Consider the following 26,161-nt stretch of genomic DNA (forward strand, 5'->3'; position numbering starts at 1 on the left):
CGGGAGGTGACAGCCCTCCGGCCCCGCCCCCGGGCGCCCTCCGCGCACCGGGCCACCGGGCGCTCCGGCCGCCCCGGGAGCAGCCCACCTGACGGAGGGGAGATCCGATGGGCGCGGTGGACACGGCCGTCGCGGCCGGGACCCGTGCCCGTGTCCTGCGCCCGATCACGGACCCCGACCGCGCGTGGAGTCACCGTGCGCACCGACGGCGCGCGAGCCGGGAGCGGGCACGGAGCGGGCACCGAACGGACCGGGGACGCGGCGGAACAGTCGTCCGGGGCAATCACGGACACCGGCGGACGCCGTCCGTCACGGCCGGATCCGCACCACCAGCACACACGCGTCGTCCTCGCGCGGCGCCCCGGCCTCCTGCGACGCGGACACCAGGATCCGCAGACACTCCCCGGCGCTGCCCGCTGCCGCCAGCCCGCCGGCCAGCGCCAGCAGCCGCTCGTTCCCGTCGTGATCCTCCGGCGGCGCCCCGGCGGCCCGGCTGTCCGAAAATAGCCCGTCGGTGTGCAGCACCAGCACGTCCCCGGGCTCCAGCCGTTCCACCCGCTCCTCGTACCCCGCCCCCGACAGCGTGCCCAGCAGCGGGCCCACCGGCCGCGCCAGCGCCCGCCCCGCGCCCGCCCGGCACAGCAGCGGCGCCGGATGGCCCGCCTGCGCCCAGGTCAGCAGCCGCTCGCCCGGCTGGTAGCGGCAGCACAGCGCGCTGGCCAGCAGCGGATGACTGCCCAGATCGAGCAGTTCGTTGAGATGCCCCAGCACCGTCCCGGGGCCCGCCCCCGTCAGCGCGATCCCGCGGATCGCCCCCAGCGCCGTCGCCGTACCCGCCGTGGCCACCGCCCCCCGGCCCGGCAGATCGCCCAGGCTCAGCACGGTGCCGCCGTCCGCGAGCTCCAGCGAGTCGTACCACTTCCCGCCCGGCGCCCCGCCGTCCAGCGCGGGCAGATAACGGGCGGCCAGCTCCAGCGAACCGGACGGTCCGCGCTGCGCCGGCACGGTCCGTGACGCCGGTCTCGCCAGCCACGGCGCGGGACCGCTCTCCGCCGGTTCCTGGAGTTCCACCGTGAGCCGGTGCCCGGCCAGCGCCAGCCGTCGCAGCTGCCGCGCCTCTTCCCCCGACCGCCCCTCCTCGTCCTCCTGCTCCCCGTCCTCCTCGTCGAGCCCGGTGATGTCACGGAGCACCGCCCACATCGCGACGGTGCCACCCGCCTCGTCCAGCACCGGTTCGCCCGCCATCCGCACCGTGCGCCGCGAACCGTCGGGACGGTTGACGCGGAACTCGCAGTCCATCGCCCGCCCGTCCACCAGACAGCCGGTCATCGCGGCCGACAGCACCGGCTGATCCGCGGCCACCAGGCAGGACGGCAGCTGGTCCAGGGTGAGCGGGCCTTCCCGCTCCGAGCGCCCGAAGATCGCGAACAGTTCCTGCGACCACACCACCCCATCCGTCAGCAGGCTCCACTCCGCACTGCCGATCCGCGCCCCCAGCCGCACCGTCCCGGCCTCCTGCGCCACCGGCGCCGGATGCGCCGCGGCTCCGGGCAGCTGCGGCCCGGCGGCCGGTACCGGCCGCAGCTCCGCCACCTGCCGGCCGAACTCGTCCAGCCGCTCGGTCGCCGCGTCCCAGGCCGCCCGGCGCAGCGGCGAGCGTTCCGCGTGCCGCAGCGTCCGCGCGTCCTCCCGCAGCCGGCGGGCCCTGGCCATCAGGGTGTCGAACTGATCGAGGGTGTCGAAGGTGTCGCTCCCTGCTGGCAGATCGTTCGCGGAGGATTCCGAATGGGGGGAGGAGAGCATGTCTGATCCCTGATACCTGGTACGGCGCGCGGTTCGTGCCGGACACCGACGCCGGTCGGAACCAGGCGCGGTTGACTACCGACTGTGCCATGCCGCGCGCCGCTCCGTAAGAGATTCGGCCGCTTGCCGCCGGGGCATGGCCGAGGACACTTCGACAGCGGGCCGACCGCAGGTGTAGACAGGCTCCCAACGGCAAGGATGACCGGCGTCCCACTGCTCGATCCGGAAATCCCGTTGCCACCGGACTTCCCCAACCGGATGCTGACTCATATGTTCGCCAGTCCCATCGAAACAGACATAGCGCCCAGCGGAACCCTTCTCGGGCTCCTCCAGCGAGGGCGCGGCGACGGATGGCTGCACGCCCTCGCGGCGCCACGGCCGGACGCCGTCGCCGCGCTGAACCACTGCGTGCTCCGCGACCCACGCCCGGACTGGCAACTCGAACACCGGTCGCTCTACTACGCGCGCCTCTACCGCGAGCTGGACGCCCCGCTCGACGCCATCGGCGAGCACCTCTTCGACCCCGTCGACGCCCTGGAGGAGTGCGAGCAGCGCACCGGGCTCGCCCTGTCCGTCCTGGGCCACCTGGTGACCGCGGGGCGGCAGGACGCGCTGGCGCTGCTGCGCCGGTACGCGGTGACCGGCGCCAACTGGCGCTGGGCCCTGGACGAGCTGGCGGTGCGCGAGGACGACGCAGGGCTGCGCGAACTGGGCCCCGCGATCCTGGCCCGCTTCCCCGGCACCGAGGCCGGCGAGCGCGCCCTCATCGAAGCCGTCCGTGACTCCTTCGAACCCCGCCCCTGGCACCTGTGGGCCGAGGACCCCGCCCGCTCCGGCCAGCGCGAGCGGTTGGCCAGAGCCCTGGAGACCGGCGATTTCGACCGCTGGCAGCGCCAGCTGCGCCCGCCGACCCCGCAGCCGGGCTGGAGCGTGCGCGCCGTCCTGGACTGGGCCAGGGAAGGGTACGAACAGACCCCGCGCCAGTGGCGGGAGGCCGCCGCGGCCCGCTGTCTCGGCGCGGTGGCGGGCCCCGGCGACCGCGAGGTGCTGCTCCGGGCGGCCGTGGAAGGCTCCAGCCCGGTGGTGCGGGCCGCCGCCCTGCGCCACCTCGCCGAACGCGGCGACCCGGCCGTCTTCGAGCTGATCCAGCGGGCGGCGGAGGAGCCGGACGAGGAGCTGGCCCAGGCGGCGGTCACCGCGTACGCCCGGATGAACGACGACGGCGCGCTGCGCCAGGCGCGCGGCTGGCTGGAGCGGACGGATGAACTGGGCCGCACCGCCGCCGTGATACTCGCCCGCCGCGGCTCCGCGCCGGACGCGCCGGGCGTGCTGGCCGCGCTGCGCCGGGTGGTGCGCACCAGGGGTACCGACGCCAAGGAACTGCGGGCCCTGGTGGAGGGCTCGGCCCGGCTGGCCATAGGACCGGCGGTGCCGGTGCTGCGGCACATCTACCGGCAGACCATCTCCTCCCAGCTGCGCGGCCACACCGCCCGCGCGCTGGCCGTCACCGACCCGACGTTCGCCTCGGGGTTCGCGGTGGAGTGCCTGTGGGACTGCGAGGAGGAGACCAGGGAGGTCGCCGCCCACCATGCCGCCACGGCGGACGCCCGCGTCCTGGACCGGCTGCGTTCCCTGGCGGCGGACCCGGCCGAGCAGGAGGGCGTGCAGACGGCGGTCAGGGGCCGGCTGACACCGTCCTGAGCGGGCGGGTGCCGCAAGGGGCGGACACGCCGGCTGCCCCGCGCGCCCGCGGCCGGCCTTACGGCGCTGCAATCGGCCCCGTGCTGAGCTGAGTTCATGAACAGCACAGCGAACGACGGACGGGTGGGGCGGGCGCCCCGGAAGCTGCGGGTGTGGTGCGCGGCCGGCGCGGTGGCGGCCGGGGCAGTGGTGGGCGCCCCGCCGGCACAGGCCATCACCGGCGGCGAACAGGCCACCGCCACCTACTCCTTCGTGGCCTCCCTCCAGGACACAGGCGGCGACCACTTCTGCGGCGGCACGCTCATCGCGGCGCGGTGGATCCTCACCGCCGAGCACTGCGTGCTGGCCGACCCGGGCGACGCCGGGAGCGCCCTGCGGGATCCGGCCACGATCCAGGTCCGGGTGGGCAGCAACGACCGCACCCGGGGCGGCGAGGTGCGTCGCGGCGAGCGGATCGTCACCGCCCCGGCGGACCGGGACACCGGCCAGGACATGGCACTGCTCGCACTGGACGCCCCGGTCGCGGCCACGCCCGCCGCCCTGCCCCGCCGGGCCCCGGGCACCGGGGACACCGTGCGCACCCTCGGCTGGGGCGACCACCGGCTGCCGGAGAACCCGGGCGACCCGTGGGGGCCGCGTCCGGTGAAGCTGCGGCAGCTGGATTCGCGCCTCATCGCCCCCGAACGCTGCACCGGCATCAGCGGCGAACCCATCCTTCCCGGGGAACTGTGCGTGCGGGCCCTGCCCGGTGAGGGCAGCAAGTGGCCGCAGACCGCGCGGGCGGGCGACTCCGGCGGCCCCCTGCTGACGCGGACCCACGGCACCTGGACCGTCGTCGGGGTGGTCTCCCGGGGCAGCCTCGACCAGCACGGCGTCTACGGTTCCAGCCACGCCGAGCGGGAGTGGATCCGGGACACCGTCACCGGGTGACACCGCGTCCGCTCACCCGCCCGCCGCCCCTCACGCGTGGCTACTTTACGTATGCTCAACATCACGCAAGGTCTCCGGACGGCCGAGGAGCGCGGGTGAGCGGACGCTGGGAGTTCTGGGTCGACCGGGGCGGCACCTTCACCGATGTCGTGGGGCGGCGGCCCGACGGTTCGCTGGCGACGGCCAAGCTGCTGTCGCACGATCCCGCGCGGTACCGCGACGCCGCCGTCGCCGGGATCCGGCGGATGCTGGGCCTCGCGCCCGGCGAGCAGGTGCCCGCCGAGCGGATCTCGGTCGTGAAGATGGGCACCACCGTGGCCACCAACGCGCTGCTGGAGCGGCGCGGTGAGCCCACCGTGCTGCTGATCAGCGCCGGCTTCCGGGACGCGCTGCGCATCGCCTACCAGAACCGGCCCCGGCTTTTCGACCGGCGGATCGTGCTGCCGCGGGCGCTGTACGAGCGGGTCATCGAGGTGCCGGAGCGGGTCGGCGCCCACGGGGAGACCGTCGCCGCCCTCGACGAGCCCGCCCTCCGCACCCGGCTGCGCCGGGCCCACGCCGCCGGATACCGCAGCGCCGCCGTCGTCCTCCTGCACGGCTACCGCTACCCGGAGCACGAGCGGGCCGTCGTCCGGCTCGCCCGGGAAGCGGGGTTCACCCAGGTGTCCGCCTCCCACGAGGTCAGTCCGCTGATCCGGCTCGTCACGCGTGGGGACACCACGGTCGTCGACGCGTATCTCTCCCCCGTGCTGCGCCGGTACGTGGCCCGGGTGGCGGGCGAACTACCCGGTGTACGGCTGATGTTCATGCAGTCCAGCGGTGGTCTGCGGGAGGCAGGCCACTTCCGGGGGAAGGACGCCGTCCTGTCCGGCCCTGCCGGTGGGGTGGTCGGGATGGCGCGCAGGTGTGCCGAGGTCGGCCACGACCGGGTCATCGGCTTCGACATGGGCGGCACCTCCACCGATGTCTCGCACTACGCGGGGGAGTTCGAGCGGGTCTTCGGCACCGCCGTCGCCGGGGTCCGGATGGGCGCGCCGATGATGGACATCCACACCGTGGCGGCCGGTGGCGGCTCGCTCCTGTGGTTCGACGGGACGCGCTACCGCGTCGGCCCCGAGTCGGCCGGCGCGGTGCCGGGCCCGGCCTGCTACCGGCGCGGCGGGCCGCCGACGGTCACCGACGCCAATGTGATGCTGGGACGCATCCAGCCAGGACAGTTCCCCGCCGTGTTCGGTCCGGGCGGGGATCAGCCGCTGGACGCCGCCGTGGTGCGGGAGGAGTTCGCGAGGCTCGCACGGGAGATCTCCGGCGCGACCGGGGACACCCGCAGCCCGGAGCGGGTCGCGGCCGGTTTCCTGGAGATCGCGGTGCTCGGCATGGCCAACGCGGTGAAGAAGATCTCGGTGCAGCGCGGTCACGACGTCACCCGGTACGCCCTGGCGAGTTTCGGCGGCGCCGGCGGGCAGCACGCGTGTGCGGTCGCCGACGCGCTGGGCATCGGGACCGTCATCGCCCCGCCGCTGGCCGGGGTGCTCTCCGCGTACGGGATCGGGGTGGCGGACGCGACCGCCCTGCGGGAGCACTCCATCGAGACGGAGCTCATCCCCGAAGCCCTTGGCGGCGTACGGGAGATGTGCCGGGAGCTGGCGGAGCGGGCCCGCGCCGAACTGCTCTCCGACGGCATCCCGGCCGAGTCCGTCCGCACCGTCTCCCGGCTCCATCTGCGCTACGCGGGCACGGACGCCGACCTGCCCGTCGAGTTCGGCGAAATCGACGCCATGACCGAGGAATTCACTGCCGCCCACCGGGCCCGCTACGGGTTCGCCATGGACAAGCCACTGGTCGTCGCGCTGGCGGTCGCCGAAGCCGTGGGGGCCGCGGGGCCGGCCGCACCGGGGAGGCCGACCCCGGCGCGCGGCGCGGACGAGCCGCCACCGGAACCCGTCGACCGGGTACGGATGTACGCGGCGGGACGCTGGTACCCGCGGGCCGCGCTCCACCGGCGGGCCGATCTGCGGGCCGGGGACGCCGTGGAGGGGCCGGCGATCATCGCCGAGCCGGACGCCACGACCGTCGTCGACCCGGGGTGGCGGGCCGAGGCCGGGCCGCGGGGACATCTGATCCTGCGGCGGGTGCGGGACCGGCCGCGCACCGCCGCTGTGGGCACCGCGGTGGACCCGGTGCGGCTGGAGGTCTTCAACAACCTCTTCATGGCGATCGCCGAACAGATGGGCGTGCGGCTGGAGAACACCGCGCACTCCGTCAACATCAAGGAACGGCTGGACTTTTCCTGTGCCCTGTTCGACGCCTCGGGGAACCTCATCGCCAACGCGCCGCACATCCCGGTGCATCTGGGCTCGATGGGGGAGTCCATCAAGGAAGTGCTGCGGCGCAACGCCGGCACGATGCGCCCCGGCGACGTGTACGCGATCAACGATCCGTATCACGGCGGGACCCATCTGCCCGATGTCACGGTCATCACCCCGGTGTTCGGCGAGCGCGGCGAGCGCGGGAAGGGCGGCGGAGCCGGGACGGACGGGCGGCAACTGCTCTTCCTCGTCGCCTCACGCGGGCACCACGCCGAGATCGGCGGCATCACGCCCGGCTCCATGCCCGCCTTCAGCCGCACCATCGACGAGGAGGGCGTGCTCTTCGACAACTGGCTGCTGGTGCGCGACGGCGTCCTGCGCGAGGCCGAGACCCGGGCGCTGCTCACCGGGGCCCGCCACCCCTCCCGCAACCCGGACGCCAATCTCGCCGACCTGCGCGCCCAGATCGCCGCGAACGAGAAGGGCATCGCCGATTTGCGCGCCCTGATCGACCAGTTCGGCCTGGACGTGGTGCACGCCTACATGGGGCACGTCCAGGACAACGCCGAGGAATCGGTGCGCCGCGTCATCGGGGCGCTGCACGACGGTTCGTACCGCTACGAGACCGACGCCGGGGCCGTCATCCGGATCGCGGTCACCGTGGACCGTACGAACCGGTCCGCCGTGCTCGACTTCACGGGCACCTCCGCGCAGCGGCCCGACAACACCAACGCGCCCTCCTCGGTGGTGATGGCGGCGGTGCTGTACGTCTTCCGTACTCTTATCGCGGACGAGATCCCGCTCAACAGCGGGTGCCTCAAGCCGCTGGAGGTACGGATTCCGCCCGGCTCGATGCTGGCGCCCGCCCATCCGGCCGCCACCGTGGCCGGCAACGTCGAGACCTCCCAGGCGGTCACCGGCGCCCTGTACGCCGCGCTCGGGGTCCAGGCCGAGGGGTCGGGCACCATGAACAACCTCACCTTCGGCAACGACCACGTCCAGTACTACGAGACGATCGCCAGCGGGTCCGGCGCCGGGGACGGGTTCCGCGGCGCCGACGCCGTGCAGACCCACATGACCAACTCCCGGATCACCGACCCCGAGGTCCTGGAGTGGCGCTACCCGGTCCGGGTGGAGGAGTTCCGCATCCGCGAGGGCAGCGGCGGGCCCGGCCGCCGGCGCGGCGGGGACGGGGTGCGGCGGCGGATCCGGTTCCTGGAGCCGATGACGGTCACCGTGCTGTCCGGCCACCGGCGGGTACCCCCGTACGGCATGGCGGGCGGCGGGCCCGGGGCGCTCGGCCGCAACGCGGTGCGCCGTGCCGACGGCCGTACGGAGCCGCTCGCCGGTGCCGACACCGCGCGGGTCGCGGCCGGGGACGAGGTGATCATCGACACGCCGGGCGGCGGGGGGTACGGGCCACCCGCGCCCAGCCCCCACCCGCACCCGGCGCGGTCCGGCGAAGAGGACACCCCCTAGGGAACGCCCGGCCCGTACCGGCCGGCGTGCGGCGCGAACAGGTCCAGCAGCCGGGTGCGGGCCGCCCGCACCCGGAAGGCCAGGATCTCGGCGATCACCCGCAGCAGCGCGTACCCGAAGTCCGGATCGTCGTCGCACACGGCCTGCACCTGCGCCCCGTCGAACTCGTACGCCCGCACCGGACTGAGCGCCTCCGCGCCGAAATCCCACTCGTACGGCGGAAACAGCCACGACCAGCCCAGCAGATCGCCGGTCTCCAGCGAGGTCACCGGGGTCGGGCGCGGGCCCGACAGCCGCATGTCCAGGGTGACGGTGCCCGAGCGCAGCACCCAGAACCGGTCCGCGCGCCCCTTCTCCTCGAAGATCCGTTCGCCCTGATCGAAGGACACCTCCTGCGCCAGTGCCATCAGCCGCTCCCGGTGCGTGGGCGGCAGCACCCGCAGCAAGCGCGTGGAAGCCGTCATCGCCGCGCCTCCTCCCGTGCCTTCCCGTTCCCTCCATGGCACCCCATTCGGGCGCATCCCGCATCCCCGGCCGCCGTGCCGCGCCGCCCCGGCCTCCACCGCCGCCGCTCCCGCCGCGCGCCCGCCCGGCCCCCGGCGTTCAATGGGGGCAGGGAAAGGGCCCGCCCCCGCGGCCGAGGAGGAATGTGACCGCCAGCCCCGATCCACTGCCCCTGGACGCCGCCGTGGTACTGGTGCTCGGCGCCCGCGACGAGGTACTGACCTGTACCCCGGACGCCGTGGAACTGCTGGGGCGGCCCGCCGAGCACATCACCGGGCAGCGCCTCGACCAGCTGCTGGACCGCGTCGACCACGGCTGCGCCACCCTCGCCCGCCCCGGACACCCGGATTCCCTGCGCCTGCGGCTGACCACCGTCGATCTTCCCGGCGGTGGCACCGCGCGCCGCCTGGTCACCCTCACCCCCGAGGACGCGGCGCACCGCCACGAGGAGGACCAGGCGCTGGTCCGCGCGCTGTTCTCGCAGCGCCGCGTCGGCATCGCCATCCACCGCACCGACCTGCGGATCACCCGCATCAACCTCACCCCGCAGGTGCTGCTGAGCGCCACGAAGACCGAGGAAGGGCAGGCGCGGCCGTCGCCGCTGCCCGCCCCGATCAGCGCCATGCTGGTTCCCGAGGACGCCGACGCTCTCACCGGCCGGCTGCGCCAGGTCGTGGACAGCGGCGAGCCCGTCATCGACTGGGAGCACACGGCCCGGCTGCGGGACGCGCCGGACGACGAACGGGTGCTCAGCATCCAGATGTTCCAGCTGCGCGACCGCGCCGAACGGGTCCAGGGCGCCGTCAGCATCTTCACCGACATCACCGAGCAGTACATCTCGCGCCGCCGGATGGCCCTGCTGCACGCGGTCGCCGAACGCATCGGCGCCACCCTCGACATCGCCGCCAACGCCCAGGAACTGGCCAAGGTGCTGGTGCCCGACTTCGCCGACCTCGCCGGCGTCGACATCTCCGGACTGATACTCGGCGGCGACGAACCCGAGTGGACCGTGCCCGGCGCACAACTGCGCCGGCTCGGCGGCGAGATCGCCCACGGCGAGTGGCCCGCAGAGGTCTACCCGCCCGGAGCGCTCTTCCGCGTCGAGGAGTTCGCCGACCCCCGGCTGACCGGCGAACGCGCACTGCGCGACCCCCTGCCCGAGGCGGTGCGGACCACGCCGCTGACCCCGCCGGGCGCCGAGCCTGGCCCGGCCGCGTACCAGCTGCCGCAGGGGCCGGGGTCACGGATGATCGTGCCGCTCACCGCCCGTGGCCAGGTCCTGGGCGCCCTGCACCTGTGGCGCGCGCCGCGGCGGCTCACCTTCACCCTCCAGGACGCCTGGCTCGGCGAGGAGATCTGCTCCCGGGCCGCCCTCAGCCTCGACAACGCGCGGCGTTACACCCGCGAGCACCGCACCGTCGAATCGCTCCAGCGCAGCCTGCTGCCGCAGCCCGTCGTCGAGCTGAGCGCCGCCCGCACCGCCGGCAGCTACGTCGCGGCCCGCACCGCCGCCGGTACGGGCGGCACCTGGTACGACGTGATCCCGCTCTCCTCCGCGCGGGTCGCGTTCGTCATCGGTGACATCGCCGGGCACGGCCTGAACGCCACCGCCACCATGGGCCGGCTGCGTACCGCCGTACAGACCCTCGCCGACCTCGACCTCGCCCCCGAGGAGCTGCTCACCCGCCTCGATGACCTGGCCATCCGGCTGGCCGACGCCGAGCAGGAACCGCGCGACGGCACCGGGGCGGTCGGCGCGACCTGCCTGTACTGCGTGTACGACCCGGTCAGCGGCGAGTGCACCATGGCGGGCGCCGGACGGGTGCCCCCGGTCCTGGCCCTGCCGGGACGGCCGCCGGAGGTCGTGCCGCTGAAGGCGGGGCCGCCGCTGGGGGTCGGCGGCACCCCCTTCGAATCCGTCCGGGTGCGGCTCGAACCGGACAGCTGGCTCCTGCTGTTCAGCGACGAACTGGTCGCCGCCAGGGCCGGCGACGGCGACATCCTCGAACCGGCGGAGAACACCCCGGAGGAGCGGATGGAACTGCTGCGCGCCGAACTCTCGGCGGCCGGCGACCGCACCCCCGCCGAACTGGGCCGCGCCGTCCTGGACGCGCTGCTGCCGCGCCGCACACCCGACAGCGAGGTGGCGCTGCTGGTCGCCCGGGTCCGTACCCTGCCCGAGGACGCCACGGCGCACTGGAGCTTCGCCGCCGACCCCGCCGTGGTGGGCGAGGCCCGCAACGCCGTCCTCGACCGGCTGACGCAGTGGGGGCTGGACGCCAACGTCTTCGCCACCGAACTGATCGTCAGCGAACTGGTCACCAACGCCATCCGGTACGCGGGCGGCCCCGTCGAACTGCGGCTCATCCGGGACGAGACGCTCATCTGCGAGGTCTCGGACCCCAGCGAGACCCAGCCGCACCTGCGCCGCGCCCGGCCCACCGACGAGGGCGGCCGGGGACTGTTCCTGGTCGCGCAGCTCGCCCACCGCTGGGGCAGCCGCTACACCTCCCGGGGCAAGACCATCTGGACGGAACAGCTCCTGGACACGGAACCGGGGTAGGCGATGGGGAACGGCGGACCGGAGCGCAGGGCCGGGGCCATGGCCGGCGGCGCCATGCCGGACCGGTCAAGCGGCGCCCTGACCGACCTGATGCGGCAGGCCGTCTTCGTGCAGGACGAGAGCGGCGCCATCATCCTGTGGGGCCCGGAAGCCCAACTGCTGTTCGGCTACCCGCCCGAGCGGGCGCTGGGGCAGCAGGCCGCCGACCTGCTGCTCCCCGACGGCCCCACCGGGACGGCGCGGGAATGGCAGCGCACGGCGCGCACCGGGCGCGAGTGGGCGGGCATGCTGCCGGCCCGGCACGCCGACGGGCACACCCGGCTGGTCGAGGTCCGCAGCCGCCCCGCCCCGGCACCCGGCGGCGCCGTCCGCATCCTCAGCCAGGCCGCCGACGCCGGCACTCTGCGCGAACTCGCCTCCGACCTCGCCCTGTCCACCGGGCTCATCAACCAGTCCCCGGTCGCCCTGGGCCTGTTCGACACCGATCTGAACTGGCGGCGGGTCAACCCCGCGCTCGCCCGGCTGCACGGGGTCCCGGCATCAGAGCTGATCGGCCGCTCGTTCGGCGCGACACTGACCGAGACGGACGTCAGCGGTGTCGGCGAGGTACTGCGCCGGGTCCTGGAGACCGGCCGCCCCGTCATCGACCACCGCACCACCGGACGTACCCCCGCCGACCCCGACCGCGACCACGTGTGGTCCGCCTCCTTCTACCGTCTCGACGAGCCGGACGGGCGCCCGCTGGGCGTGGCGATGTCCGCCATCGACGTCAGCGAACGGGTGCGCGCCAACAACGAGGTGGCCAGGGCCCGGGTACGGCTCGCGCTGATCGCGGAGGCGGGCACCAAGGTCGGCACCACCCTCGATCTGCGGCAGACCGCGCACGAACTGGTGCGGGCCGCCGTACCGCGCTACGCCGACCTGGCGGGCGTCGACATCCTCGACGCGGTGCTCGGCGGCGGCGCGGCCCCGCCCGTCCAGCGCGACGGCTCGGCGGTCTTCCGGCTGCTGGCGTTCGCCGGCGGCGAGGGTACGGCGCTGGAGCCGGCGGCCCGGGACATCGGCGGCCCGGTGACCTTCGGCCCGGCCAGGATCAGCACCCAGGCGGTGCGGCACTCCCGCGCGATCCTGCTGGCGAAGGCCACCGCGCAGGGGCTGCGGCGGCTGACCCGCGACGAACGGGAGGCACGGCTGCTGGAGTCCGCCGGGGTGCACTCCGTCCTGGTCACCCCGCTCATCGCGCGCGGCGAGGTGCTGGGCACCCTCACCCTCATGCGGACCACCGGCAGCAGGGCGTTCGACGAGGAGGACCGCGAGCTGGCCGGGGAGCTGGCGGCGCGCGCCGCGATCAGTGTCGACAACGCCCGGCTGTACACCAGGGAACGGAACACCGCGCTCACCCTTCAGCGCAGCCTGCTGCCGCAACTGCCCCAGGAACGCTCGGACATCGACATCGCCTACCGCTACCGGCCCGCCGTCTCCGAGGTCGGCGGGGACTGGATCGATGTGCTGCGGCTGCCCGGCGGGCGGTTCGGCCTGGTGGTGGGCGATGTGATGGGCAAGGGGGTACGGGCCGCGGCCATCATGGGGCAACTGCGCTCCACCATCCGGGCGCTGGCCCGCATGGGAGTGCCCCCGGCCGAACTGCTGGGGCATCTGGACGGCATCGCGGAGTTCCTGGGCGACTCGATCGCCACCTGTCTGTACGCGGAGTGCGACCCCCGCCCGGGATGGTGCGAGCTGGCGAGCGCCGGGCACCTGCCCCCGGTGCTGGTGCAGCCGGACGGGCGGGGCGAGTTGCTGCGACTGCCCCGGGCGGTGCCGCTGGGGGTGGGCGGTGTGCCGTTCCTGAGCGTCCGGTTGCGGCTTGCCCCGGGGGCGACACTCGCGCTGTTCACGGACGGTCTGGTGGAGGAACGCGGACACTCGATCGACGAGGGGCTGCGGGCGGTGCTGCGGCTGCTGGAGCGGCCGGCCGGTTCACTGGAGGAAACCTGCGACACTGTGCTGGGCATCCGCGGGCGCGACACCGCTCCGCAGGACGATGTCGCGCTGCTGTTGGCGCGGGTGCACCGGGGTGGGGCCGCCGGCGAGGAGCCGTCCGCGTGACCGGCCGCCGTTCCGCCGTGCCCGCGACCGCGGCCGACGACGCGGCGGAGGCGAAGGCGAAAGGCGAAGGCGACGCCTGAGCCGCCCCGTCCGTATCCGTACCAAACGAACCATCCACACCATCCGAACGATCTGGGTCATCCGAACCATCCGTGCCGAATCGATCAATGTCCGTGCCACCGCTTAGTGTGGGATCCGTGACCGCAGCAGCAGGAACGACCCACGCGACCCCGGCCCCGGGTCCCGCCGCCGACGAAGGGCTCGCCCGGCGGCTGCGCGCGCTGGCCTGCACCGCGCCCCTGCACGACCTGGACGCCCGCAAGGCCAACCTCGCCGGCGAGTACGGCACCTACGCCATGGCCGAGGTGGCGCTCGCCGCCATCGATCTGATCACCCTCAGCATGGACTTCGACACCGGGGCCGACCACGAGCAGGTCGTTGTGCGGCTGCTGCCGCGCGTCGCGGCCCAGGCGCCGCGGCGGGCCGCCGCCGAACACGAGCGGGTGGCCCGCTGGGTGCTCGACAACCTCATCAACGTCGGCAGCGTGGACCGCGGTTTCCGCGCCGTCTACGGCACCTTCGGGCCCGACGGCGCCTATGTGCGCCGCGACTACGACTTCAAGCTGATCGAGGAAGTGCCGGGGCCCGGCGGCGGGGTGTACCTGCGCACCACCGACGAGGCCGTCAACGTCCTGGTCGGCGCGCTGGACACCGACGTCACCAGCGCCCAGATCGCCGCCGAGGTCAAGCTGGAGGTGCTGATCAGCCGCGGCCGGCTCGCCGACGCCCAACTCGCCGCCGAGGCCGCCCGCTACCGCACCGTCCAGTACGCCGAGACGCTGCGCCGCGCCCTGGAGGCCACCCGGCGCAACGTCCGCGCCGTCGACTGGCTGCGCACCGTGCCCGACCTCATCGGCGAGGCACTGGAGCACATCGCCGACCGCTACCGGCACGAGAACGCCATCCTCACCAACATCCGGCGCGCCAGGGACGAGGCCATAGAGCCCGAGAACAAGCTGCGCGCCGCCGAACTGGTCGACATCGTCAAGGACTGCATCCGCCGCCACACCCAGCTCCAGTCCCGGCTGCTGGAGGCCGGGCCGCTGTTCCGCGCCGAGCAGGACCGGCAGGCGTTCGCCCCGCGGGCCGCCCGGGCCGGCGTCGACCTCTACGGCCAGCTGCTGGCCCCGCTGCTGCCCGAGCCGCTGGAGCGGGCCGCCCGGGTCACCGACGCCTACTTCGCCAAGGGCACAGGACCGCGCACCCCCGGCGCGGTACGCCTGGCCGACCTGACCGAACTGCTGCTGACCCCGCCCGCGCCCCGCGAACACCTCGGCGCGGAACTGCCGGAGCCCGACCTCGTCGCCACCCCCGACGACTCCCGCTTCAGCGAGGAACAGCTGGCCGCCGCCCTGGAGATACTGGACCTGCCGCCCGACGCCCCGCGCCGGCTGTCCGGACTGCTGGAGCAGGCCCGCCGCAAGGCCCCCGCGGACCCGGAACTGCCCTATCTGCTGACCCTGCTGGCCGTGCATGCCGCCAGCCCCCCGGTGGGCACCGCCTACCGGCAGGGCGAACGCCGGCTGCTGTTCGCCGTCGACGACGGCACGGTGCTGCGGGACCCGGAGTTCGGCGGCGCCGACCTGATCGTCGGCACCGCACTGCTGGACGCGGCCTCGATGGCCGCCGATCGCTCGGAGAGCACGTCATGACCACCGCAGCCGACGTCCTGGGAACGGAAGGCGACGACGAGGGCGCCGCGCCCCCGCCGTCGGCAGCCGCCCCCGTCACCCCGGCGGACGCCGCCGACGCCGCACGGCTGGTCTCCTTCGGGCTCCAGCCCAAGCTGCTGCCCGCCCGCGACGCCGAGTACGCGGGGCTGCTGCGCCGCTACCAGGAGGAACCGACGTTCGCCCGGCTCGCCGACGCCGTCGCCACGGGGCTCGGGCTGGTCGTCCTGGAGGTGTCCACCCGCGCCGGGATGGCCATGACCGCCGCCGAGGACTCGGTGTTCGCGGTCCGCATGAGCGAGTACGCCCGCCGCACCACCGCCGACTCCACCGACCGCTTTCTGCACGGCCTGGCCCATCTCGCCGTCGCCGCCCTGGCCTTCCCGCGCCCCCAGGACCTCGCCGACGACGGCTACATCGGACGCATCACCATCAACGGGGTGGACTCCTTCGTACGGCAGGCCTGCCGGCGCCTGGAGCAGCGCGCCGCCGAGGAGGGGGAGAACACCGACCCGGCCTCCGGCGCGCCCGGCCTGGAAGCCGCCTGGCGGGTGTACGCGCGGCGCAGCGCCACCGGGGCGACCAAGGACGCGCGGCGGCTGGCCGGTTCCACCACCGGCATCGTCGGCAAGGCGGTGGCGTTCCTCACCGACTCCGGCTTCCTGCAACGCACCGGGGACGACGCGGGCGGCGCGTACCGCACCACCGCCCGCTACCAGCTCCAGGTCCGCGACATGGCGGCCGGGGCGGCGCTGAGCGAACTGCTGGAGCTGGGCATCGTGCCGGTGAGCGACGGCAGCGCCTCGCTGCTGCCGCCCGACACCACCGACGACCTCGACCTGGTGGACGGCGCGGGACTGCCGTTCCACAGCTGACCGTTCCACTTCCGGCCCCGCCCCCGGCCGTTCCCCGCCGGCCGGCCACCCCGACACCACCACGACCTACGAGAGCCCAGCCACATGTACGAGTTGTCCCGGGTCCGCCTCTACTCGATCGGACCGGCCGGCGCGCGCTACGCCGACACCGTCCTCGATCTGCGCGGAGTCGGCGATGTGGTGCCCACCCCCGCCCCCGCCCAGGCGGACTTCTTCGAGGAGGAGCCCACCGGGCCGCCGCGCCGCCCCGCGCCCGCCGGGGTGCTCTTCCTGGAGAACGGCGGCGGCAAGTCCGTCCTGCTGAAGCTGATCTTCTCGGTGATGCTGCCCGGCCACCGCAACACGCTGGGCGGGGCCAGCTCCGGTGTGCTGCGCAAGTTCCTGCTCGCGGACGACTGCGGGCACGTGGCCCTGGAGTGGCAGCACACGCTCACCGGCGAGAGCGTGGTGGTCGGCAAGGTCAGCGAGTGGCGCGGGCGCCAGGTGTCCGGCGACCCGCGGAAGTTCGCCGAGGCCTGGTACTCCTTCCGGCCCGGCCCCGGGATGAACCTGGACTCGCTGCCGGTGGCCGAGTCCACCGCGCTGCGGCCCCGCGAGGACCGGGGCGAGGGCGCCTCCGGCGCGCGCGGACGGCGCCGCACCATGAAGGGGTTCCGGGACGTCCTCACCGAGACCGGCAAGGCCTACCCGAACCTGGACGTGGTGTGGGAGGAGATCCACGAACGGTGGATCGAGCAGTTGCAGCGGCTCGGCCTGGACCCGGAACTCTTCCGCTACCAGCGGGAGATGAACGCCGACGAGGGTGAGGCGGCCGGGCTCTTCGCGGTCAAGAACGACTCCGACTTCACCGATCTGCTGCTGCGCGCGGTCACCGACACCCGGGACACGGACGGACTCGCCGACCTGGTGCACGGCTTCGCCCACAAACTGGGCCGCCGCGCCGAACTGACCGCCGAACGCGACTTCACCGCAGGCTCCCTTGACCTGCTGGGCCGCATCTCCGAGTCCGCCGCCGAGCGCGAGCAGGCCCGTACGGTGCACGGCGCCGCCGAGCGGCGGGTACGCGCCCTGGCCGCCCGGCTGGCCTCCCGGGGCAGGACGGAGCGCGACCGGGCGGCGGAGCTGGCCGCCGGGGTCGAGTCGGCACAGGCGGCGGTCGCCGCCGCCGAGCACGAGCGTGCCGACGCCTCCCTGATCGCGGCCGAACTGGCCTACCGCCACGCCTCGCTGGCGCTGGCGGCGGCCGAGCGGACGGCGGCGGCGCAGCGCCGGGAGCTGACCGACGCCAGGACGCTGCAGGCCGCGTGGCAGGCGGCCGAGACCGTACTGGCCCACCGGGCCGCCGCGGACCGCTCGGCCCGCGTGGCGGCGGCCATCCAGGAGGCGGAACGGGACGCGGCCCCCGCTCTGGCGGCCCGCGGCAAGGCGGCGGGCGAGCTGGTACGGGCGCTGCACGCGGCCGCCGAGGACAGCGAACGGGCGGCCGGCGAACAGGAGGAGCGCTCCGCCGGGCTGCAGCGGGAGTCCGAGTCGGCGCACCGTGACGCCACGGCGGCGGCCACCGCCGCCCAGCGGGCGCGCAGCGAGTCCGAGCATCTGCGCCAGCGGCTGGCCGAGGTAGAGGCGGAGACGACGGAAGCGGTCCGCAACGGCTGGCTGGAGGGCGCGGACCCGGCCCGTGCCGCCCTGTCCGCCTCCGACGCGGAGAAGTCGGCCACGGCCGCCTGGGAATCGGCCCGCGAGGCGGCGATCCGCGCCACGGAACAGCTGCGCGACGCCACCACGGCCCACGCGGGCGCCGATCTGCTCGCCGCCCGCTCGATGGACGCGGCGCAGGCGGCACAGGCCGCCTGGGAATCCGAGCACGCCACCGCCGGCGCGCTGGCCCGCGAACCACGGCTGGCCGAACTGCTCAGCCTGGCCCCCAGCCGCCCGGCCGGGGACAGCGGCGACAGCTCGCGGGACGCCACCACGCCCGAGTCCGCCACCGGCCGCCACGAGGAGGCGGCGCGTGATGAGGAGGACGGGCCGCTCACCGCCGAGGAACTGGACCGCAACGCCGAGGCGCTGACCGCTCTGCTGGAGGAGCGGGTCGGCGGGGCCGAGCGGCTGCTGTTCGAGCTGCGCACCGCCGCCGCCGACGACGCCCGGATCCTCGGCGCGCTCGGGGACGGCGGGCTGCTGCCGCCGGGCCCCGACGTGCTGGCCACCGTCGAGTTCCTCGGCGAGCACGGCATCCCCGCGCTGCCCGGCTGGCGCTATCTCGCCCAGGCCGTGGACCCCGCCGACCACGCCGCCGTGCTCGCCGCCCGGCCCGAGCTGGTCGACGGCGTGATCATCACCGACCCCGGCAGCCACGCCCGCGCCCGCGAGGCCCTGGCGGGCGCGGCCCTGCTGCCCCGCTCCACCGTCGCGGTCGGCACCGCCGCCGCCCTGCTCGCGCCCACCCCGCCGGCCGGCGGTCCGGACAGCGGCGTCTTCCTCGTCCCGCCCAACCCGGCCATGCACGACGAACGCGCCGCCGACGACGAGCGGCAGGCACTGCGCCGGCGCGCCACCGAGCGCGACACGGAGATCCGTGCGCTGGCCGCCCGGCTCGCCGGGGACCGTACGCTCGCCGCCCGGCTCGCCTCCTGGCGGGCCGGCTGCCCCGCCGGCCGGCTGGCCGAACTGGCCGCCGCCGCACGGGAGGCGAAGGAGAACGCCGCCACCGCCTCGCAGCGGCTGGCCCGCGCGGCCACCGCCCGTGCCGAGGCCGAGGAGATCGCCGGCGAGGCCACCCGCGTCCGCGACGAGGCCCAGGAACGCGTGCAGCGCGCCCGCCGCTCCGCCGACGCCCTCGCCGGGCTGGCGTTCCGGCTGCGCGAACGCGCCAACTGGCAGGTCAGGGTCCGTGAACTCGCCGTTGAGGCGGCCGAGTCGGAGGCCACCGCCACCGAGTGCCTGGAGCGGGCCAGGGCCGCCGACGAGGACCGCCGCGCCGCCCAGCGCACCGCCGACGACACCCGCCGCACCGCCCGCGCGCTGCGCGCCGAACGGGCCCAGGTCACCGGCGCCCCCGACGAACTGCCCGCGGAGGTACCGGCCACCGCGCTGCCCGATCTGCGCGAGGCGTACCGCACCGCCTCCCAGCTGTACGAGAAGGTCGGCGTCGGCGCCGACCTGCGGGCCGAACAGGCCCGCGCCGAGGGCGACGAGAGCGCCGCCAGCGCCGCCCTGGAGCGGCTGACCAACAAGGTCCGTACCCGGGCCGCCAAGCTCCTGGCCGAACTCGACGGCGCCGATGGCCCCTCCCGGCAGGCGGCCGCCGCCCGCGCCGAGTCACACGTCCAACTGCTGGAGTCCCGCTCCTCCACCGCCAGCGAGCAGCTCGGCCGGCTGCGCGGCGAGGCCGAACGGCTCGCCCCCGAGCAGGGCGACGCCCACACCGCCCTCCCGGAGGACCGGGTCCCGGCCGACGCCGAGCACGCCCGCGACCTGCTGCGCACCGCCACCGCCGAACTCGCCGCCCGCGAGGACACGTTGCACGCCGCCCGGGCCGCCCACGAGGAACTGCTGCGCGAGCACCACACCGCCCGCGACGGCGCCGGCGGCTTCGAGGAGACCGCCGCCCTGCTCCGCGATCTGCTGCGCGACCCGCAGCCCGAACAGCCGGCCGCCGAGGGCACCGAGCCCGACGACACGCCCTACCCCGGCACGCTCGCCGAGGCCCGGCAGTCCGCCACCGACGCCCGCCGCGCCCTGCGCACGTGCGCCACCGCGCTCTCCGCGGCCGACAGCGCCGTCCGCGAGGCGGGCGACCTCCTCGTACGGCACGCCAACGCCGCCCGCTACGAACAGGTGCGCACCCCCGCCCGGCAGCAGATCCGCGAGCTGCCCGCCGCCGCGCTGCCCGAACACGCCACCGCCTGGGCCGAGGCGTTCGCCCCCCGGCTGCGCGTCCTCACCGACGAACTCGCCCAGCTCGAACGCAACCGCGACTCCATCGTGGACCGGCTGCGCGGCCTGGTGGAGTCCTCCCTGGCCACCCTGCGCTCCGCCCAGCGGCTGTCCCGGCTGCCCGAAGGGCTCGGGGAGTGGTCGGGGCAGGAGTTCCTGCGCATCCGGTTCGAGGACCCGGACCAGGCCACCCTGAGCGAACGGCTCGGCGAGGTCATCGACGAGACCACCCGCGCCGCCGTCAAGAAGAACTCCGACCTGCGCCGGGACGGCATGTCCCTGCTGCTGCGCGGCACCCACGCCGCGCTGCGCCCCGGCGGTGTGTCCGTGGAGATCCTCAAGCCGGACGCCGTGCTGCGCGCCGAGCGGGTGCCGGTCGGCCAGATGGGCGACGTGTTCTCCGGCGGCCAGCTGCTGACCGCGGCCATCGCCCTGTACTGCACCATGGCCGCGCTGCGCAGCAACGACCGGGGCCGGGACAAGCACCGGCACGCCGGCACCCTGTTCCTCGACAACCCCATCGGCCGCGCCAACGCCACCTATCTGCTGGAGCTCCAGCGGGCGGTCGCCGACGCGCTGGGCGTCCAGCTCCTCTACACCACAGGGCTGTTCGACACGACCGCGCTCGCCGAGTTCCCGCTGGTCATCCGGCTGCGCAACGACGCGGACCTGCGGGCCGGGCTCAAGTACATCAGCGTCGAGGAGCATCTGCGGCCCGGGCTGCCGCAGCAGCGCGGCGCTGAATCAGAGGCCATCCACGGGGAGATCACCGCCACCCGGGTCTACCGCAAGCCCGCCGACAGCCCGGAGGCCCCGGCTCACTGATCGTAGTGCCACAGGGAGGTGCGCCGGCGGGCCACGCTGCTCGGTACGGACATCACGCCGTTGCGCTGCCGCCACGCCTGCCGGGTGATCCAGATGTCCAGCACCGCCCAGGTCGCCACGACCGTGGAGGCCACCGACGAGATCGTCATCGGCAGCGCCAGCCAGGATCCGGCCAGCGTGCACAGCAGGACCACGACGACCTGACCGAGCGTCAGTGCGATGATGATGACGGCCCGCACCGCCGCGTTGCGCACCGGATCGGGCATCCGGGGTCTCGCATACACTCCGCCGTCCTCCGGTACGGTGAGATGTGCTGGTATGTCCTGCCGCTCCATGGTACGGCCCCGCCCCGCTCACGCCCTCACCAAGTCCTCACGCCCAGCCGCTATCAGCGGTAGTAGGCTCGCGCTGTCGCAGCACGCAACAGCACGGACACACCCTGGGAGGGCCCGCACGTGCGAGGGAAGTCGATCCGACGGAAGATAGGGGCCCTGCTGCTGGTACCCCTGCTGTCGCTCGTGTCGATCTGGGCGTTCGCCACGGCCATCACCGTCGCCGAGGCCAGATCCCTGCTCGCCGTCGCCTCCGTATCCGACAGACTCGGCACCCCCGCCGAGAGCGTCATCCACGCGATCCAGCAAGAGCGGCGCCAGACCCTGGTGTTCCTCGCCGACCCGCGCCGCTCGGACGCCCTCGCCCAACTGCGCACCACCCAGGAGTCCACCGACAGCACCGTTGCCGAGGTACGCGAAGAAGCCGCAGGCGGCGCTCGCGACGACCTCAACGGCGGTGCCAAGGAACGGCTGGACGCCTTCCTGGCCGGTCTGGACGGCCTTGCCGCGCTGCGCGATCAGGTCCACAGCAACACCATCTCCCGTACCGCCGCACTCGATGCCTACACGGTCGTCATCGACCCGGGATTCCGGTTCCTGGCCGCCCTGCACCTCGTGGAGAACGTGGACCTCGACCGGCACGGCCGCGCCGTCGTCGGCATCGCCCAGGCCCGCGAATACCTCTCGCGCGAGGACGCGCTGGTGGCCGGCGCGCTGGCGGCGGGCCGCATCACCGACACCGAACTGCGCCAGGTCGGCGACCGCATCACCGAACGCGACCTCGCCTACACCACCTACCTCCCCGACCTCCCGCTGCGCGACCAGCAGGCCCACGACACCTTCTGGGACACCGGCCCCGGCCACGTCCTCACCATCGTCGAGGGCCGCCTGCTGGACGGCGGCACCCGCTCCGCCCGCGCCGACCAGTGGGTGGACACCGGCGGCAACGCCCTGGAACAGCTGCGCTCCCTCGGCGAGACCGCCCAGGAGCGCTACCAGGACGCCGTCGACCCCGAGGCCACGGCCGTGCTGGTACGGGCCGGCGCGGCCGGCGTGCTCGGCGCCGCCGCCGTGATCCTCTCGCTGGTCGTCTCGCTGCGCATCGGCAGTGCGCTGATCCGCGACCTGATGACGCTCTCCAAGGAGGCCAAGGACGCCGCCGAGGTACGGCTGCCCGGCGTGCTGCGCCGCCTGGCAGCCGGCGAGCGGGTGGACGTGGAGACCGAGGCCCCGCACCTGGAGTACGGCCGCGACGAGGTCGGCCAGGTCGGCCAGTCCCTCAACACCCTGCAGCGCGCCGCCGTCGCCGCCGCCGTCGAACAGGCCACCGTGCGGCGCGGCATCTCCGACGTCCTGGTCAATCTGGCCCGCCGCAACCAGGTGCTGCTCCACCGTCAGCTGGGCCTGCTGGACGCGATGGAGCGGCGCACCGACGACGCCGACGAACTCGCCGATCTCTTCCGCCTCGACCACCTCACCACCCGGATGCGCCGGCACGCCGAGGGCCTGGTCATCCTCTCCGGCGCGGCCCCGGCCCGGCAGTGGCGCAAGCCCGTCCAGCTCATGGACGTGGTGCGGGCGTCGGTGGCCGAGGTCGAGGACTACGAGCGCGTGGAGCTGCACCGGATGCCCCAACTGGCGGTGGCCGGCGGCGCGGTGGCCGACCTGACGCATCTGATCGCCGAACTCCTGGAGAACGCCACGGTCTTCTCCCCGCCGCACACCGCGGTTCAGGTGTCCGGGGAACGGGTCCCGCACGGCTACACCCTGGAGATCCACGACCGGGGCCTGGGCATGACCGCCGAGGCGCTCCACGAGGCCAACGAACGGCTCGCGCACACCCCCGAGTTCGACCTCTCCGACACCGACAGGCTCGGCCTGTTCGTGGTCTCCCGGCTGGCGGAGCGGCACGGGGTACGCGTCTCCCTGAAGGAGTCCCCGTACGGCGGCACCACCGCGGTCGTGCTGCTGCCCGGCGAACTGCTCACCGAGACCGGCGACAGCCCAGGCGAACGCAATCCGCTGCCCGAACGCCCCGCGCCGCCCGAGCTGTTGAACGGCCCGGTGGACGGGCCCGTCGAGCTGGAGGCGCCGGTCGGCTTCCGGAGCCTGGAGCACGCCGGGGAGGGCGCACGCGGCTTCGGTCCCTACCCCTTCCCCGACGACGGCGAGGGCGAGGGCCGGCGTGGCGAACGGCCCCGGCACGCCCGCCCCGACGAGTACCCCGCACACCACGAACCCTCCGCGTACCCCGCGCCACCGCGCCCCGCGGACCCCGTGGATCGGGCCGAGCACACCACCGCGGCCGATCCCGCACCGCCGATCCCGCTGCCGCAGCGGCGCCGCACCCCGGTGCTGGTCGCCGACCACGGGCGGCAGGTCGGCGAACCACCGGGCGAGGAGAATCCCGCGCCCGGTCACCAGGAGGAGGACGGCGGTGGCACCACCGTCGCCGGGCTGCCGCGCCGGCAGCGCCGCACGCCGCCCGCCTCCGCCCCGGCCGCGGTCCCCGACACCTGGGACGACGAGGAGCCGGGTACCCACGCCACCGTCACCGACCTGACGGAGCAGGACGCCGACGAGGTGCGGGCCAGGATGGCCGCACTGCAACTCGGCTGGCGGCGCGGCCGGCAGCACAACGACCACCGCGACAACCGCAACGACACCAGGCGGGACGATGACCCGCAGGCACCGACACCGTAAGGGGCAGACCCATGACTGCACCGGGGGCCGACGCCCAGGACGGCACACCTCAGGATGGTGAGCGGCTCGACTGGCTGCTCGACGAACTCGTCGGACGAGTGGCGGGAATCCGCCACGCGCTGATACTCTCCGCCGACGGTCTGGCGCGCGGCGCCTCCCAGGCGCTGAGCCGGGAGGACAGCGAGCAACTGGCGGCCGTGGCCTCCGGGTTCCACTCGCTGGCCAGGGGGGTAGGACGCCACTTCGCGACCGGCGGGGTCCGCCAGACCCTGGTGGAGCTGGATGACGCGTTTCTCTTCGTGGCCGCCGCGGGCCAGGGCAGCGCGCTCGCCGTCTTCGCCGAGATCGAGGCGGACATAGGACAGATCGGCTACGAGATGACGCTGCTGATCAAGCGGGTCGGCGCGCACCTGGGCACCGCGCCGCGCGGTGGCCCGGGCGAGAGCTGACCGGCCGGCCGATGAGCCACGGCTGGTTCGACGAGGAGGCGGGACCCATTGTGCGGCCCTACGCGATGACGCGCGGCCGTACCCGCGGGACCGTCGATCACCCCCTCGACCTGATCGCCCTGGTGACGGCCAAGACCGGTGACCAGGAGGGCGCGGCCGGAACCGGCAGCGATCTCACCGACCGCGAACTGGCCCCCGAGCACGCCGAGATCATGCGCCGCTGCCGCCGCACCACCGAGTCGGTGGCGGAACTCGCCACCGGCCTCGACCTGCCGGTCGGGGTGGTACGGGTGCTCATCAGTGATCTGCTCGACGCCGGTCTGGTACGGGTCAGCCGTCCGGTCCCCGCCTCCCAGTTGCAGGACGACAGCACACTCCGTGAGGTGATCGATGGTCTCCGGGCCCTTTGAACGCGGCCGCGGCAGGTCTGCGGACCCCACGGCACTGAAGATCCTCGTCGCGGGGGCCTTCGGTGTCGGGAAGACGACGCTGGTCGGCGCCGTCAGCGACATCAAGACCCTCCAGACGGAGGAGTCGCTGACGGAGGCCGGGCGGCCGGTGGACGACATCCGGGGGGTGGCGGGGAAACGATCCACCACCGTGGCCATGGACTTCGGCCGGATCACCATCAGCGACTCGGTGATCGTGTACCTCTTCGGCACACCGGGGCAGGAGCGGTTCCGCTTCCTGTGGGACGAGTTGGCGCGCGGGGCGCTGGGCGCGCTGATCCTCGTGGACACGCGGCGACTCGCGGACAGCTTCTCGGTGGTCGACTTCTTCGAGACCCGTGGGCTGCCGTTCGCGGTGGCGGTCAACTGCTTCGACGGGGCGGTGCGTTACCCGCCGGAGCAGGTGCGGCGCGCGCTGGATCTGGACGAGGACGTCCCGGTTCTGCTGTGCGACGCGCGCGAGCGTTCCTCGGCAAGGGACGCGCTGGTCGCGGTGGTGGAGCACGCCCTGCACCGGTCGGCACGGCAGCGTTCAGCCGTGTCCTGATCGGGAGTTGCGGCTGTGACGTCCTGAGGTTGTCCCGCCCGTGTCGCGAAAAGGTGACAACGCCCGGACGGGCGAAACCGTTCGGCGCGCCCGGCGCGTCGGTGATCAGCGACGGTGGCGGTTATCGGGACCCACGGGGGTGGCTCCGGTGGCCGCCGCCGTTGCCCGTGTCAACGACCGAGTGAGTCCAGGGACACGGGAAAGTCGAAGAAGGTCTCCGGGTACGGCTCGGCCCGGTGGCCGAAGTGCCACCACTCGGTCTCCACCGGTGCGAACCCCTCCGCCCCCAGGGCGGAGGCCAGCACCCGGCGCGCGGCCCGTGCCTCCCCGGGGACGTCGGGGGAGTCGCCGTGCGAGCGCGGATCGAAGAAGTCGAAGCCGGTGCCCATGTCCACCGGATCGCCGCCGTCCGCCCCGGTCAGCGTCAGATCGACCGTACTGCCTCTGCTGTGACCCGACTTCTCGGCCAGGTAGCCGTCTTCGACCAGCCGCTCCTTGGGCACCCGGGGATAGAACTCCGTCCGGGTGCGGCCGTCCTCGGGCTGTTCCATCCAGCGCAGGAAGTGGTCCACGGCACGCTGCGGCCGATAGCAGTCGTACACCAGCAGCCCGTAGCCCTGGCCCTCCAGGGTGCGGGCGGCGCGTTCCAGGGCGTGCGCCGCGTCCGAGGTGAGCAGGCACTCGGCCTGTTCGTACCCGTCCACCCGCTCGCCGGTGAAGTTGTGCGGACCCGCGTACCGCATCTCCTGCCGGATGGCCGGGGCGACCTCGCGCAGCGCCACGAAGTCGGCCGGGGCGGTGTCCGTGACCGCCGGCGGCCCCTGCGAGCCGGACAGCGGCAGGACGAGAGCGGTACCGGCGACCGCGGCGACGGCCAGCAGGGCGGGGGAGCGGCGCATAACCGGTTCCTATCA

Annotated in this window: 16 protein-coding genes; 12 read left to right on the forward strand and 4 right to left on the reverse strand. The window is 74.5% G+C overall.

Annotated features, from left to right (window positions below; all coding sequences use genetic code 11):
• Positions 1-309: 309 nt before the first annotated feature.
• Positions 310-1,803 carry a PP2C family protein-serine/threonine phosphatase gene (locus H7827_RS25285; protein ID WP_432747452.1) on the reverse strand — a complete coding sequence of 498 codons (1,494 nt, stop codon included), beginning with the start codon at positions 1,801-1,803 and terminating at the stop codon, positions 310-312.
• Positions 1,804-2,073: 270 nt separating this feature from the next.
• Between H7827_RS25285 and H7827_RS25290 the strand changes: the two genes are divergently transcribed.
• From H7827_RS25290 to H7827_RS25300, 3 genes are all read left to right on the forward strand, one after another.
• Positions 2,074-3,504, forward strand: coding sequence for a HEAT repeat domain-containing protein (locus tag H7827_RS25290; RefSeq protein WP_432747453.1), 1,431 nt, complete (start codon positions 2,074-2,076; stop codon positions 3,502-3,504).
• Positions 3,505-3,600: 96 nt separating this feature from the next.
• The gene (locus H7827_RS25295; RefSeq protein ID WP_432747454.1) at positions 3,601-4,434 is read left to right on the forward strand and encodes a S1 family peptidase; all 834 of its coding nucleotides are present in this window, start codon (positions 3,601-3,603) and stop codon (positions 4,432-4,434) included.
• A 95-nt stretch (positions 4,435-4,529) separates the two neighbouring features.
• Positions 4,530-8,222, forward strand: a complete 3,693-nt coding sequence (locus H7827_RS25300) for a hydantoinase B/oxoprolinase family protein (RefSeq protein WP_432747455.1) — start codon at positions 4,530-4,532, stop codon at positions 8,220-8,222.
• Here the strand turns inward: H7827_RS25300 and H7827_RS25305 are convergent.
• Positions 8,219-8,686 (reverse strand): Crp/Fnr family transcriptional regulator, encoded by a 468-nt coding sequence (locus H7827_RS25305; RefSeq protein ID WP_200368150.1) that lies wholly within the window; start codon positions 8,684-8,686, stop codon positions 8,219-8,221. The genes H7827_RS25300 and H7827_RS25305 overlap by 4 nt on opposite strands.
• A 185-nt stretch (positions 8,687-8,871) precedes the next feature.
• Between H7827_RS25305 and H7827_RS25310 the strand changes: the two genes are divergently transcribed.
• The 5 genes from H7827_RS25310 to H7827_RS25330 all read left to right on the forward strand — a co-directional run bounded on the left by H7827_RS25310 (position 8,872) and on the right by H7827_RS25330 (position 20,767).
• Complete coding sequence (locus H7827_RS25310) at positions 8,872-11,289, forward strand: SpoIIE family protein phosphatase (RefSeq protein WP_432747456.1); 2,418 nt, start codon at positions 8,872-8,874, stop codon at positions 11,287-11,289.
• Positions 11,290-11,292: 3 nt separating this feature from the next.
• The gene (locus H7827_RS25315; protein ID WP_432747457.1) at positions 11,293-13,398 is read left to right on the forward strand and encodes a SpoIIE family protein phosphatase; all 2,106 of its coding nucleotides are present in this window, start codon (positions 11,293-11,295) and stop codon (positions 13,396-13,398) included.
• 167 nt (positions 13,399-13,565) lie between these two features.
• A complete protein-coding gene (locus tag H7827_RS25320; protein ID WP_432747458.1) occupies positions 13,566-15,110 on the forward strand; it encodes a hypothetical protein in 1,545 nt (514 codons plus the stop codon).
• Complete coding sequence (locus H7827_RS25325; protein ID WP_030727966.1) at positions 15,107-16,003, forward strand: hypothetical protein; 897 nt, start codon at positions 15,107-15,109, stop codon at positions 16,001-16,003. Before H7827_RS25320 ends, H7827_RS25325 begins: the two co-directional genes overlap by 4 nt.
• 84 nt (positions 16,004-16,087) lie before the next feature.
• On the forward strand, positions 16,088-20,767 hold the full coding sequence (locus tag H7827_RS25330; protein WP_432747459.1) for a hypothetical protein: 4,680 nt from the start codon (positions 16,088-16,090) through the stop codon (positions 20,765-20,767).
• On the opposite strand, the gene H7827_RS25335 is transcribed toward H7827_RS25330, so the two are convergent.
• On the reverse strand, positions 20,761-21,102 hold the full coding sequence (locus H7827_RS25335; RefSeq protein ID WP_234390036.1) for a hypothetical protein: 342 nt from the start codon (positions 21,100-21,102) through the stop codon (positions 20,761-20,763). The two genes, H7827_RS25330 and H7827_RS25335, sit on opposite strands and share 7 nt — an antisense overlap.
• 120 nt (positions 21,103-21,222) lie before the next feature.
• Between H7827_RS25335 and H7827_RS25340 the strand changes: the two genes are divergently transcribed.
• The 4 genes from H7827_RS25340 to H7827_RS25355 are packed head-to-tail and all read left to right on the forward strand — an operon-like array spanning position 21,223 to position 25,247.
• Positions 21,223-23,802 (forward strand): nitrate- and nitrite sensing domain-containing protein, encoded by a 2,580-nt coding sequence (locus tag H7827_RS25340; protein ID WP_432747461.1) that lies wholly within the window; start codon positions 21,223-21,225, stop codon positions 23,800-23,802.
• 11 nt (positions 23,803-23,813) lie between these two features.
• Entirely contained in the window at positions 23,814-24,251 is a 438-nt protein-coding gene (locus H7827_RS25345) for a roadblock/LC7 domain-containing protein (RefSeq protein WP_030727951.1), read from the forward strand.
• 11 nt (positions 24,252-24,262) lie between these two features.
• Positions 24,263-24,661: a DUF742 domain-containing protein gene (locus H7827_RS25350; protein ID WP_030727948.1), complete on the forward strand. Its 399-nt coding sequence runs from the start codon at positions 24,263-24,265 to the stop codon at positions 24,659-24,661.
• On the forward strand, positions 24,642-25,247 hold the full coding sequence (locus H7827_RS25355; RefSeq protein WP_386532402.1) for a GTP-binding protein: 606 nt from the start codon (positions 24,642-24,644) through the stop codon (positions 25,245-25,247). Before H7827_RS25350 ends, H7827_RS25355 begins: the two co-directional genes overlap by 20 nt.
• Before the next feature lie 170 nt (positions 25,248-25,417).
• On the opposite strand, the gene H7827_RS25360 is transcribed toward H7827_RS25355, so the two are convergent.
• Positions 25,418-26,146: a M15 family metallopeptidase gene (locus H7827_RS25360; RefSeq protein ID WP_432747462.1), complete on the reverse strand. Its 729-nt coding sequence runs from the start codon at positions 26,144-26,146 to the stop codon at positions 25,418-25,420.
• Positions 26,147-26,161: the final 15 nt, after the last annotated feature.

The sequence above is a fragment of the Streptomyces sp. JH002 genome, assembly GCF_050916115.1.
In the GTDB taxonomy this organism is placed as follows: domain Bacteria; phylum Actinomycetota; class Actinomycetes; order Streptomycetales; family Streptomycetaceae; genus Streptomyces; species Streptomyces xiamenensis.

Excerpts from the sequence above, each read along its gene's own strand:
- H7827_RS25285 (WP_432747452.1), bottom strand. The coding sequence starts at position 1,803 with ATGCTCTCCTCCCCCCATTCGGAATCCTCCGCGAACGATCTGCCAGCA.
- H7827_RS25290 (WP_432747453.1), top strand. The coding sequence starts at position 2,074 with ATGTTCGCCAGTCCCATCGAAACAGACATAGCGCCCAGCGGAACCCTT.
- H7827_RS25295 (WP_432747454.1), top strand. The coding sequence starts at position 3,601 with ATGAACAGCACAGCGAACGACGGACGGGTGGGGCGGGCGCCCCGGAAG.
- H7827_RS25305 (WP_200368150.1), bottom strand. The coding sequence starts at position 8,686 with ATGACGGCTTCCACGCGCTTGCTGCGGGTGCTGCCGCCCACGCACCGG.
- H7827_RS25315 (WP_432747457.1), top strand. The coding sequence starts at position 11,293 with ATGGGGAACGGCGGACCGGAGCGCAGGGCCGGGGCCATGGCCGGCGGC.
- H7827_RS25320 (WP_432747458.1), top strand. The coding sequence starts at position 13,566 with ATGTCCGTGCCACCGCTTAGTGTGGGATCCGTGACCGCAGCAGCAGGA.
- H7827_RS25325 (WP_030727966.1), top strand. The coding sequence starts at position 15,107 with ATGACCACCGCAGCCGACGTCCTGGGAACGGAAGGCGACGACGAGGGC.
- H7827_RS25330 (WP_432747459.1), top strand. The coding sequence starts at position 16,088 with ATGTACGAGTTGTCCCGGGTCCGCCTCTACTCGATCGGACCGGCCGGC.
- H7827_RS25335 (WP_234390036.1), bottom strand. The coding sequence starts at position 21,102 with ATGGAGCGGCAGGACATACCAGCACATCTCACCGTACCGGAGGACGGC.
- H7827_RS25345 (WP_030727951.1), top strand. The coding sequence starts at position 23,814 with ATGACTGCACCGGGGGCCGACGCCCAGGACGGCACACCTCAGGATGGT.
- H7827_RS25350 (WP_030727948.1), top strand. The coding sequence starts at position 24,263 with ATGAGCCACGGCTGGTTCGACGAGGAGGCGGGACCCATTGTGCGGCCC.
- H7827_RS25355 (WP_386532402.1), top strand. The coding sequence starts at position 24,642 with ATGGTCTCCGGGCCCTTTGAACGCGGCCGCGGCAGGTCTGCGGACCCC.
- H7827_RS25360 (WP_432747462.1), bottom strand. The coding sequence starts at position 26,146 with ATGCGCCGCTCCCCCGCCCTGCTGGCCGTCGCCGCGGTCGCCGGTACC.